The sequence below is a fragment of the Psychrobacillus sp. FSL K6-2836 genome, from assembly GCF_038003085.1.
Classification (GTDB): Bacteria; Bacillota; Bacilli; order Bacillales_A; family Planococcaceae; genus Psychrobacillus.
The window spans coordinates 242301-255296 of sequence record NZ_JBBOOM010000001.1 but is presented as its reverse complement, the minus strand read 5'-3'; the positions used below and the strand labels follow the sequence as shown (position 1 = coordinate 255296).

9 protein-coding genes are annotated in these 12996 nt (G+C 35.1%); 5 read left to right on the top strand and 4 right to left on the bottom strand.

The genetic code is table 11. From position 1 onward, the window contains the following. Positions 1-298 precede the first annotated feature (298 nt). The 4 genes from MKY37_RS01285 to MKY37_RS01270 all read left to right on the top strand — a co-directional run bounded on the left by MKY37_RS01285 (position 299) and on the right by MKY37_RS01270 (position 5051). On the top strand, positions 299-946 hold the full coding sequence (locus MKY37_RS01285) for a GntR family transcriptional regulator (protein WP_340772969.1): 648 nt from the start codon (positions 299-301) through the stop codon (positions 944-946). A 230-nt stretch (positions 947-1176) separates the two neighbouring features. Next, a complete protein-coding gene (locus MKY37_RS01280; RefSeq protein ID WP_340772966.1) occupies positions 1177-2292 on the top strand; it encodes a M20 metallopeptidase family protein in 1116 nt (371 codons plus the stop codon). A gap of 31 nt (positions 2293-2323) precedes the next feature. Beyond that, complete coding sequence (locus MKY37_RS01275; RefSeq protein ID WP_340772965.1) at positions 2324-3736, top strand: YfcC family protein; 1413 nt, start codon at positions 2324-2326, stop codon at positions 3734-3736. A gap of 91 nt (positions 3737-3827) precedes the next feature. Beyond that, complete coding sequence (locus MKY37_RS01270) at positions 3828-5051, top strand: M20 metallopeptidase family protein (RefSeq protein WP_340772962.1); 1224 nt, start codon at positions 3828-3830, stop codon at positions 5049-5051. A gap of 378 nt (positions 5052-5429) precedes the next feature. Here the strand turns inward: MKY37_RS01270 and MKY37_RS01265 are convergent, their stop codons facing one another. The 4 genes from MKY37_RS01265 to MKY37_RS01250 all read right to left on the bottom strand — a co-directional run bounded on the left by MKY37_RS01265 (position 5430) and on the right by MKY37_RS01250 (position 8369). Further along, positions 5430-7097, bottom strand: coding sequence for a b(o/a)3-type cytochrome-c oxidase subunit 1 (locus MKY37_RS01265; RefSeq protein ID WP_340772961.1), 1668 nt, complete (start codon positions 7095-7097; stop codon positions 5430-5432). Position 7098: 1 nt separating this feature from the next. Further along, positions 7099-7575 carry a cytochrome B5 gene (locus MKY37_RS01260; protein WP_211893982.1) on the bottom strand — a complete coding sequence of 159 codons (477 nt, stop codon included), beginning with the start codon at positions 7573-7575 and terminating at the stop codon, positions 7099-7101. A 22-nt stretch (positions 7576-7597) separates the two neighbouring features. Beyond that, on the bottom strand, positions 7598-7720 hold the full coding sequence (locus MKY37_RS01255; protein WP_340772955.1) for a cytochrome c oxidase subunit 2A: 123 nt from the start codon (positions 7718-7720) through the stop codon (positions 7598-7600). 196 nt (positions 7721-7916) lie between these two features. Next, positions 7917-8369, bottom strand: a complete 453-nt coding sequence (locus MKY37_RS01250) for a chemotaxis protein CheX (RefSeq protein ID WP_340772952.1) — start codon at positions 8367-8369, stop codon at positions 7917-7919. Between the two features lie 1030 nt (positions 8370-9399). Here MKY37_RS01250 and MKY37_RS01245 point away from each other — a divergent pair. Next, complete coding sequence (locus MKY37_RS01245; protein ID WP_340772950.1) at positions 9400-12990, top strand: dynamin family protein; 3591 nt, start codon at positions 9400-9402, stop codon at positions 12988-12990. Positions 12991-12996: the final 6 nt, after the last annotated feature.

Genomic DNA, 12996 nt, shown 5'->3' with positions numbered 1-12996 from the left:
TGACCCAAGCAACGAATATTGCTTGGGTTTTTTTTGAAGAATAAGAGTAGAAAATATGTGTACCTTAAACTAGTGTACCTTATATGAAAAGCTGCATGCGCTTTCTATTTTTTACGAAGTATTCTATCAACAGAAGAAGACTTATCAATAATATGATAAGGTTTATTTACTGAAATTGTTTAATTTGCCAATCATAAATAATGCTTATCTGTTCATAGTTCAACTTTTAACTCGAAAAGAGGAGTTATTTATAATATAATATATTGTATTAAAATAAATAATGCATAGGGGTTAATTTATGAAAGAATACTTATCGTTAAAAGACCATGTTTATAATTATATCGTTGAGCAGATTAACAATAGGACCTTGATTGCTAATAGTAAGGTTAACGAAAACGTAATAAGTGAAGCTTTGAAAGTTAGTAGGACCCCGGTTAGAGAGGCATTAATACAACTTTCTTCAGAAGGTCTACTAGAAAATGTTCCTAGAAAAGGATTCGTTATAAAAGATCTTACAAAGGAAGAGGCAAGAGAAACCTATTTTATTATTGGTGCATTGGATGGCTTGGCTGCTTCATTGGCAGTACCATTATTAAGCGAGAAACATTTGAAAGAAATGGAATTCTATATTCAGAGTATTGATCTAGCAATTAATACAGAAAATTTCCAAATGTATCATAAGATGCAGGAAGCTTTTCATGGTGTCTATCAGTCAATATGCCCTAACAAAAGTCTAGTAAACCTGCTGTTAAAATCTCAAAAGAAATTTCTGAAAACCTTTGATTATTCAGACCAAAAGGAAGCAATGAAGAAAAAACTCTTAGAAACAAATAATGAACATAGAGAGATGCTGGAATTATTTAGAAAAGGCGATTCAGCAGGATTAGAAAGTTTCATGAAAGATGTCCATTGGGATATAGATAAAGTAGATATGGTACCGCTGTAAATATCAATATATTTTGGACTATAAAAAGATTCTGTTTCAAAAGAGACAGAATTTTTTTTATTGCAAAAATATAAAACATAAAATATAATATAAAATATACAAAATGAAATTGTAATTCTGTCTTTTGATAGTATTTAGAAATTATGCAATGGAGATGATGAGAAAATTATAAAAAATATGATAGGTTGACAAGAAGTTTAGAAAGGTAATAGTCAAAGGAGAAGAGAAACTTGGAAAATGTAAATTTTGAATTAGCGAAAAAATTACGACATGAATTGCATCAACATCCTGAACTTTCTAACGAAGAAGTTTGGACAAAAAAACATTTGATAGAATTTTTGAAAACGCATACAAACCTAAAAATTGTAGATAAAGGAAATTGGTTCTATGCAATTTATCAAGCGGGGATAGATAAGCCAAATATAGCATTCCGCGCCGATTTTGATGCGCTTCCAATGGATGAAGTGATCGATCTTCCATGGGCTTCTCAATTTCCTGGAAAAGCACATAAATGTGGTCATGATGGCCACGCTGCAACATTAGCTGGTTTTGCTCTTGAAATAAATCAAAATGGAGCAGACAAAAATATTTTTTTCCTCTTCCAACCTGCTGAAGAAACAGGTGATGGCGCAATTCAATGTGTTGATCTTATTAAGGAACATAATATTGATGAAATTTTCGCCTACCATAATATGAGTGGCTTTCCTTATAAGTCTGTAGGAATTATCGATGGTACAAGTTTTTGTGCATCTAAAGGGATGACTATACATTTGGAAGGTTCTCCTGCCCATGCAAGTCAACCAGAAACAGGGACTAATCCATCGTTAGCCATTGCTAATATTATTAAAATGATTTCCGAATTCACTTCTCCAGAAATAAATAAAGGTCTTATTCTGTGCACAGTTGTACAAATCGATGTTGGTGAAAGAGCTTTTGGTATTGCTGCATCAAAAGGAGATCTTCGTATGACCATTCGTGCCCTTTACGAAGATGAGTTGGATCGACTTCAAGAAAACCTTGAAAATTTTGCTAAAGCTCAAGGAGAGGAACACGGGTTAAAAGTAAGTTTCTATTATAATGATGAATTCCCAGAAACTATAAACCACAAAGAAAGCGCTGAAAAGATTCGGTTAATTGCAAAATCAAAAGGCATTGAATTAGTTGAACAAAAAGAGGCTTTTCGAGGTTCTGAAGACTTTGGCCATTATACAAAGTTAACAAAAGGGGCATATTGTTTAATTGGAAACGGAGAAGATTATCCACATGTTCATACAAATGAATATGACTTCCGAGATGAACTCATTGAAACAGGGGTTGAACTTTTCAAGGGACTAGCTGAATTGTAATATTACATAGGGGAAAATGGGAGGATTTATCATGTCAACAAAGGAAAAAAGAAAAGGGTTTAATTTTCCACATGTATATATAATGTTCATCCTTGTAATGCTTTTAGTTGTGGCATTATCATGGATTGTACCAAGTGGACAGTACGAAAGAGTTCAAAATCCAGAAACAGGTATAACAGAACTGAACACAGAAAAGTTTGAGTATGTGGATCAGGCGAACCCAATAGGATTTATGGACTTCTTTACAGCTTTACATAACGGGGTTGTCCAATCTGCAGATATTATTGTCATGCTTCTATTTGCAAGCGGAGCTCTATATATACTTGAAAAATCAGGGGCAATTGCAGCAGGTATTCATAAGTTATTGAGGGTTGCTGAAGGGAAAGAAAAGGTTGTAATTATAGCATTAATAACGCTGTTTTCCATAATGGGGACAATTGGTTTCGGTGAAGGAGGAATCCCTTTTATCCCACTAGCGATGGCTGTTGTAATGGGTATGGGGTATGACCGAATCACAGGTTTTGCAACATCTACTATTGGTTTAGCGATTGGTTTTGCTGCAGGTGCAGTAAATTTTTATACTACAGGTGTTAGTCAAACGATTGTAGGATTGCCAATTTATTCTGGTGTTGTTTTCCGACTAGTAGCGTTAGCTATCTTCCTAGTAATCTCTGTTGTATATATTCTTCGTTATGCTAAGAAGACAAAAGCAGATCCAAGTAAGAGTATTATGGCTCCAGAATACCTGGAACAATTAAAAGATAAGAATAAAGCGGAGTATGAGGAAGAAGAGTTTACGCTATCTCGTAAAGTTGCATTATTAGGTTTAGTTGTTGTTTTAGTAGGAAGTGCATTTGGTGCAATCAAACTCGGTTGGGGAATGCCAGAATTATCTGCTGTCTATGCAATCTACGCAGTATTCTTAGTAATTATACTAAGAATTAAGCCAAGTGATGCAGCTGTTGATTTTGGGAACGGTGCTGCAAGACTTCTAGCAACAGGACTAGCTATCGGTTTTGCTAGATCGGTCATGATTTTGATGGATCAAGCTCAAATTATCGATACAGCTGTTCATGCTTTATCTGGACTATTGAATAACACTGGTTCAGTTATCACTTTACTGGTTCTCTTCCTAGTTGTTATCTTCTTTAATTTCTTTGTCGTTTCGGGAAGTGGAAAAGCTATGATCTTAATGCCTATTATGGGACCGTTAGGGAAAATATTAGGAATTAATCAACAGGTAATGGTCGTACTTTATCAATTTGGTGATGGTTTTACGAACTATTTATGGCCGACTTCAGGCGGTTTAATGGCTGCACTTGGAATGTCGAATGTAAATTATGCTGATTGGGTTAAATTTTCATTGAAATTATTTATGTTACTACATTTCGCCGCATTTATTTTAATCTTAGTCGCTCATTATATCGGATTAGGACCGTTCTAAAAGTTATTATAGAAACCTACGAGGAGTTTATTAGAATCCCCGTAGGTTAAATAATATATGTACCCAAGAAACTATTAAAGGAGATGTTTATATGACTAATATTGTAGAAGCTTCAAAAAAGTATGAAGAACAGCTTATTAAAGACCGTCGATATTTACACCAAAATCCAGAGATTGGTTTCGAACTTCCAAATACGCAAAAATATATTCAACAACGCCTTGATGAAATAGGGATTGAACATAGAACGTGTGGGGTTATACCAACAGAAATTAAAGAAAAGTATGCAAAAGCAGGATTTGGCCAACAAGATAATTTTACAGGAGTTGTAGCTACCATTGGACATGGGGAGCCCTGTATTCTACTTCGTGCTGATATGGATGCATTACCGATTCAAGAGGAGGTTGAATCAGAATATAAATCGAAAAATCCTGGATTAATGCATGCTTGTGGTCATGATTCACATGTTGCCATGCTTTTGGGTGCTGCTCAAATATTGAAGGATAATGAGGCCGAACTAAAAGGAACTGTCAAGTTAATGTTCCAGCCTGGGGAAGAATGGGGCTACGGTTCAAAATTAATGATTGATGATGGGTTACTAGAAAACCCTAAAGTGGATGCTGCTTTTGGTATTCATATTATGCCCGACCAACAAGCTGGAACTTTATCAGTCCATAAAGGTATTTTAACACAAGCAATGGATACGTATATTGTTGATATTCAAGGAAGTGGTGGTCATAGCTCACAACCTCATAAAACAATTGATGCCAACATGATTCTAAATCAGCTTTACACAAGTTTGAATCTATTATTTACCCGTGAAGCTCCACCAAATTCAAGTGTAACATTTTCTGTAGGTGCAATGAGCGGGGGTACTGTTACCAATGTAATTCCTGATAAAGCAGTTCTGTCAGGAAATATGCGTAGCTATGACCAAGAGGCACGAGACCATTTATGTAAACGGATTCCTGAAATGATTGACCATGTCGTAAAAGCATGGCGTGGAGAGTACAAAATAATTGAATTTCACACACCAACGACATTTAACGATCCTGGATTCGTTGAAGAAATTATGCTATCTCTAGAAGAAGTCATTGGAATAGATAATATTGTAGATGATGGAGTAATGAGTGGTTCAGAAGATTTTTCTTATATCTCTCAAGCAGTACCGTCTGCATTTGTTGTTTTAGGTACAGGAAAAGTGGGAGAGGCACCAGTTCACAATCCTCGTATGCAACAAAAGGAGGAAATCTTTAAGTATGGCGCTGCCTTACATGCTAACGTTGCAATGGATTGGTTGAAACAACAGCGGAGATAAAAGACGTACTTAATATTTTTCTCTAATGTGACAGGATGTAAGTTTGTGTATGCACAAAATAGGTACTGTGTAATAATTCGTGATAAGTAATTCATTATTGAACTAATAACCTCGAGTGGAAGTGTACTACTCGGGGTTTTTATCTTGACAACAAAGAAAATGTGAACGTCTCAATTAGCATTTACATAAGTTCAATTTATATATCAGTAGGTGATGAAGATAGATTCGGATTTATTAGTCAGGAATTTGATGAAGTAATTGAACTGCCGGAGTTAATATTGTTCAGATAATGAGTAAAAATCATATACTAATGTCTTAAAAAAAAGATTGATTATGACAAAGTCACAACCAACCTTTCAGTAAATTAACTAAACAAATTTACCAGAATTTATATCCTTTTGATCCTGGAGGAGCATTTTGAATCATATCTATAACTGGAACAGTATAAGCAAACAAGATCAATGCAATACAAATTGTTAGCCAAATCTTCCAATTTTCCAACCACATTGGAGTTTTTTCTGCATTCTCCGAAACTTCTCCAACAGGAAACTCTGTTTCACCTTTAGGAGCAAAAAATAACAGATTTACTACAATATAAAGTATTAAAATAATACCGACAAAGAGAATTGTTCCACCGACTGCCTGTGCTATTTGGTAAGGAATCCATTCCGTTGCTTGTTCTGCACCACCATAGGTAGAAAAATCCGAGCGACGAGGTGCTCCCATTAATCCAACAATATGCATTGCACCTGACATAATCGACATACCAACCGTCCAAACTATCGCTTGAATAATAGCTAACTTATTCATTTGTTTAGTTAAAACTCTACCAGTTAGGTGAGGTAATAACCAGTAAGAAGCACCAAAGAATGTTAAAACCACAGTTGTTGCTACTGTTAAATGGAAATGCCCAGTAACCCAAATCGTATTGTGAATTAACTGATTCATCTGATGAGATGCGTTAATAATACCGCCAGCACCAGCAGGTATAAATGCGGCCATTCCGATAAATGGAACTGTAAATCTAGCATCCTGCCAAGGTAGTTTTTTCACCCATCCAAACAACCCTTTACCACCAAGCTGTCTACCACGTAATTCAAATGTAGCAAACATAGAGAATGCGGTTAACAAAGAAGGAATAACAACCATCATTGTTAATATTACTTGTAAGAACTTCCAAAATGATTCAATCCCCGGTTCTGTTAACTGGTGATGAAATCCGACTGGGATAGAGAACAGTAAAAATAACATGAATGAAAGTCTTGCTAAGGCATCAGAGAAAATTTTCCCTCCAATAATTTTTGGAATCACAACATACCAGACCATATACGCAGGTAACAACCAGAAGTAAACTAATGGATGACCAAAATACCAGAACAAAGTACGAGAAAGTAAAACGTCCACTTTATCAACCCAGCCTAATGACCATGGAATTAGTTGGAATACAACTTCCACAGCTACCCCTAAAGAACAAATAATCCACATTGCCATATTCACAATTACCATAAAGGATAGGAGGGGACTAGATTCACCCGGATGTTCTTTACGCCATTCGTTATACTTCATAATTTGTGCAATACCAACAATCCATGATCCTACAACTACCAGAGCCATTCCCACATAAAAAATCCAATGTGCTTGAAGAGGAGCATAAAATGTATATAAAACAGAAGCTTCATTTAGTAAAACCATCGTTGCTGCTGCAACTGTACCAGTAGTCATTACCCAGAAACCGATCCAACCGAATAAACGTTGTTTGTCTGTAAAAGTTCCAGAAGTTCTGCTCATAGCAGCAATTTGGAAACCTAGTATAAAATAAGTTGTTAAAATAAGACCTAATAACACACCATGAACAGTTAAAATTTGATAATATCCGATTCCCCAAGGGAGTGTAAATTTACCAGAGCGGACTAGAACTTGTAATAATCCACAAAGACCTCCGATGAATAAAGCGATAAATGCTACATATATATGAGCAAGGGCTAGTTTTCCATCACGACGGTCGACTTTTGTGAAATCTTTTGCTTTTTCTTTAATCGTTGTCATTTTACTCCACCACCTTTAACTTGGACGTCATAGAAGAATGTCCGATGCCACAATATTCATTACATAAGATTAAAAACTCACCAGATTTGTCTACTGTTGTTACATATTCCGAAACATAACCCGGTTCTAGTATCATATTAATATTTGTTCCTGCGACTTGAAATCCATGAACAACATCTTTAGTTGTTGATATGAACTTTACGGTGGAACCTAATGGTACTTCAATTTCAGGGGGATTATAGTAGAATGCAGAGGCTACTAGTACTACTTCATAGTCCCATTCTTTACCTTCTACTTTATGAACCCCTGGATTATTAAAAGGTGCTATCTCATCAACTCGCTCAGGATCGATGTAAACTTTTCCAGTTGGGGGGTGTGAACCATAATGAAATGCACTAAAACCAACGATAACTAAAAATAATACCAATGAGCTAATCCCAAAAGTTAGCCACCACTTTTCATACTTATGAATATGCATAAGTCTATAACCTCCAATTAAATTAAAATCTGTCTATGAATAAGTAAAATGCCATGAACCAAGAAACTAAAATAAATAAGCCAACAAAACCAACAGAATAAAGAGTGCCTTTTAAATCTGTATCTTTTTCTTTCTTTTTCGACATTTACTTACACCTCCTATTCAACTTGTATAATTCCATAATAAATATTACTGCTGTTAGATGATGTGATAAAAATCACACTTAAGTATGTAAACTGTGAACTATATGTGAAATGTGATGGGGTACGAGGGTATTCACCTAATGAGACAGGTTTTTTTGCATAAAAAAAGAACCTTCCTACAAAAGGAGGCTCTGTTCTTTATTCATCTATAGTTAAGATAATTGTCATTTCACCAATATTTTCAATGACTACAGGAAGTTTAAAAGCATGTTGAAATCCATATAACCTAGTAGTGCCGACAATAACAGTAGGCGGAGTAATATCAATTTCAACACCATTAGCAGCCACGGAAGTACATATATTCCCTGCGATCATATTCCCAAGCTCGCCTGTAAATGATTCGAGCATCTCACCTTCTAATGGCATACCGAACATGGTTGCTCCAATTGCAGAAAAGGATTCAGCTGTGGAGTCAATAATAATTCGTCCTTTAATATCACCGATTATTCCAATTAGTACACCCATTTCTTTTTGTTCGAATGGCTGAACCATCAAGGAAGGGGATTTTATATCCATTGCTATTGGTATGACTGATTTTAAAGATTGGATTGTTCCGTTTAAAATTGTTTGAATATGTTTTGAAGCGCTCATTTCTTCCCCTCCATCTAGTATAGATGTATCAATTTTATCACGTAAAATAGGAAAAAAGAATAGGTATTGTAGAATTTTTAAATATACTATGGTATTATGTCAATGAGAATGAATATCAAATTCAGTTGAGAGGGCGTTTTATATGTTAGCTGTTATAATTGGATTATCTATTTTAGTGTATAGTGGGGTAACGGCATATATTTTAAAGTCTACAGCGCCAAAAGCAAAAATAATATGAATAACCAAGATGACTTCATTTGTGACTACAAATAGAGTCATTTTTTTCTGTTTATCGTTTTGGTAGGAAGATAAATAATATACGATTATGACGAAAAAATCTTGTCAATTGAGTGCTTTCTCCACGGATGTGCGCTTGTTACTACGCATAAGCTACTATTGCTCCTCATCCTTTATGGAGTCTCATTCTCCGTGCTCCCGCTGCTTGAAAGAGCACATCGTATTGCTCGCTATTTACTAAAATAGTGGATATTTATGAATTGTATTTGCCAGTTTTAATCATAAATTAAATTGTTGTAGATAATACATTAATAAATAGTATAAGTATTTCAGGATTAGACTGATTTCTATATATATGTTTATCATAATTATCATTTTTATAATAAACATTCTGCTTTATTTTAATGTTAAAATTTACTCATATTTGATAGGAGTGGAAGGTGGAGACTCTGGCTGGAAAAGCAGTAAAGCTGAGACCCTGAAGCCTTGCACTAGCAATGCGAGAAGGCTTGGCTACTGCCCGCGGAAAGCGCCATCTGAAACGTAAATCACTGTATTACTTATCCTAAACATTAGAAAGAGCAAATCTATAAGAAGTATTCTTCTAACATTAAGGGTGGTTACTATAGATGAAGATATTGCACAATGTAAAATGAGAGCGTTTGCATCTCGAAACTGCGATTAATTAAAGGTTTTCATTTATATAAAAGAGTCAAAGAATATTGTTACAGGCTTTAAATTTTTGCTATGATAGATGTACATTGTCGAATTATGAAGGAGATAAACTTTTAATATGCAGAATTCAAAGGAATTACAATCGATAAAAGAACAAAATGCATTACTAGCAACTATTTTTAAGGAAAATAATGACGACGAACGCTATCGAAAATCTAAACTGTTTGCTGGGAAATTGGAAAAAGGCATATTCACTATTGCATTTGCAGGTCATTTTTCCGCTGGGAAATCTAGTATGATCAATGCTTTGGTTGATGAGCAATTGCTTCCGACTAGCCCGATTCCTACATCAGCAAATATCGTAACAGTTCAAAACACAGCAGAGAACTATGCTCTTGTTCACTTTGTGGATCAGCCACCAGTTAGATTTTCTGGGGAGTATGATATTCAACTAGTAAAAAAATATTCAAAAGACGGAAGTAAAGTTTCTCAAATTGAAATAGGGCATGCTGGTTCAAGTCTCCCAGAAGGAATTACAATAATGGATACCCCTGGAGTAGACTCGACAGATGATGCACATCGTATTTCCACTGAATCAGCCCTGCATTTGGCGGATATTGTTTTTTACGTAATGGATTACAATCATGTTCAGTCAGAGTTAAACTTTCAATTTACGAAGCAATTACTTCATTATAATGAAAATGTATATTTGATCGTAAACCAAGTGGATAAGCATAGAGAAGAAGAATTGCCTTTTGCAGCCTATAAACAGTCGGTTGCGGATGCCTTTAATTCTTGGTCTGTCGATCCAAAAGGTATATTTTATACAAGCTTAAAAAATAATGATTTCATACATAATGATTTTTCACATGTGCAACAAATAGTGACTAGCTCTATTGAAAACAAAGAGGATTATTATCTGACACTCGCTCAAGCTACATTAGAAAAGTTAAAAGATGAACATTTACATTTCTTGGAGGATGAAAAAGCGACATGTTTTGAAACCTTTGAGAGTCAGTTGAGTGAAGAGGATTGGAATAACAAGGAAGATATTATAGAGCAATTGGAACTTGCTCAGAAACAAGTAAAACTTCAAGATGTTACCCTCTGGAAAAAGACCTTTGAAGACCTTCGGAAAAATATTTTAGAAAATGCTTCTATTATGACGTTCGAAATGCGTGAAGCTTTGAAGTCTTATGCAGAAAGTAAGCAATCCAATTTTAAAGTTGGGTTTTTAGGGAGTAAAAAGAAAACAGAGGAAGAAAGACAAAGAAGACTTAACGAAATTATTAACTCGTTAGAAAAAATTATTGCCACTAATATAACTTCTCATATGAAATTACTGATGAAACGCATGTTAAAAGACGTTTCTTTATTAACCGATGAAAAGACTAATCAAATCGATGCAATTCAATTTAGTATTTCTACTGAACTTATCGACAATTCTTTACACGAAGGAGCAAGTACAAGCGGTAATGCAATCCTAAACTTTGCCAATCGTGTGACAGAAGCAGTCAATAGGTATTACATAAATCAAACGGATTTATGGAAAGAAGAAAATATACATTATATAGAAGAAAACCCAATTGAAAATGAAGACCAAATAGAATCTAAAACAAAAGATCTTAACGAAAAAAAATTGGCGATACACGCCTTGGAAGAGATAGACACACGAATCCAAACATTTGAAAAAACAGTCACTACTCCATCTTTGCCGATAAGGAAGACCCGTGATGAGTTACTAAAAAACTGGGAACAAGAACGCCTTCAATTTGAAAACTCAATTACAGATTATGAAGAACAAGATTATACTACGGAGCAACTAATTGGAACGATAGAACAGGTAGAAGACGTGAAAGATGAAGAAGTTCTACTTTCCGCAGAGGCTGTAGTAAGTCGTGCGAAAAGAATTGGAGAAGTATTAGCAGAATTACCAGCTTTTGAAGCGGCAGCTGAAACGATTAAAAGAAAAGCTTTACGAGTAGAGAACCAACAATTTACAATTGCATTGTTTGGCGCATTTAGTGCTGGGAAATCTAGCTTTTCGAATGCTTTAATGGGAGCTAATGTGTTGCCGGTTTCACCTAATCCAACAACTGCTGCTATTAATAAGATCCATCCGGTAACCGAAGACCATCTACATAATACGGCTGATGTTGTTCTGAAATCAGAGGGACAAATTTTAGAAGATGTGGCATATGCGTATGAACAGCTTGGAATAACTATCCATACATTAGAGGAAGCCTTTGAGAAAGCTAGTTCTGTTATGAAACAGAAGGTAGTAGAAGAGGTTCATAAATCGTTTGTTACAGCCTTTTATAAAGGGTATCCAACATTTAAGGAGCAACTAGGAAAGGTTCTAAACGTTTCAGGAGATGAATTTGGACAATTTGTCGCAGATGAATCCAAAAGCTGTTTTGTAGATTTCATTGATTTTTATTATGATTGTGAGCTAACGAGACTAGGTGTGACACTAGTAGACACTCCTGGAGCAGATTCGATTAATGCTAGGCATACGGGTGTAGCATTTGACTATATTCGTAATGCTGATGCTGTATTGTTTGTTACTTATTTTAATCATGCGTTTTCAAAAGCAGACCGTGAGTTCTTAATACAGCTAGGACGAGTAAAAGATGCCTTCGAGCTAGATAAAATGTTCTTCGTAGTAAATGCAATTGATTTGGCAGACTCAGATGAGGAAGCCAATTTAGTAAAACAATATGTCCAGGATGAACTTCAACGATTTGGTATCCGTTTTCCTAGAGTGTACGGAGTATCAAGCTTACAAGGATTAAAAGAAAAACTTGCCGGATTATCACTTCATGAAGGAATGCAAAAATTTGAAGAATCATTTCATCATTTTCTAGAAAAAGATCTAAAGCAAATCTCCATTTCTGCTCTTGAAGAGGAAGCGACTCGTCAACAATCGAAATTACTTAGCTTGATAGAACAGACAGAGGCAAATCTTGCAAGAAAGGACCAACGAATAATCGAGCTTCGAACTCAGGAGCAAAATATTCGTAAACGGTACACAAATTCTAAGTCCACACAAATTGCCAAAGAAGCAAAACAGGAGTTAGATACACTGCTATATTACGTGCTACAACGTGTATATTATCGTTTTAATGAGTTCTTTAAAGAAGCTTATAATCCATCATTATTTGCAAATAACTCTGCTTCTGTAGCATTGGATTTTGCCTTAAAGGATATTTTCAAAATGATTCGTTTCGATATAGAACAAGAAATGCGCGTCTCAAATTTCCGGGTTCTTCAGTATATTCAGCAGCAAATTCTTCAGTTAGAAAAAGAGGAAATGCGCGTACTTAAAGATTTGAATACAAGCTTTACGTTTAGTCCACATGAAGTTATAGAGAGGGAACTACTGGATTTTGTAGGACCTTTTGAAACTATTGCTAAATATGAGCACGTAAAATCATACTTTAAAAATACTAAAAGTTTTTTTGAAAACAATGAAAAAGAAAAACTACGTGATGCGTTATCCGATGAATCTAAAGTGGAGGCAGATGAATATTTAACCAAAGAAAAAGAACGTTTAGGAAATTGGATTGAGCAATACTCGGATATTGAAACAGAGTCCTTACGATTGAAGTTGCTACAAGAATCAATTACTCAAATTGATGCAGAACGAAAATTATTAGAGCAGGAAGAAACCCTTCACATGTGGAAATCAGTATACGCACGACTATAAAAGGAG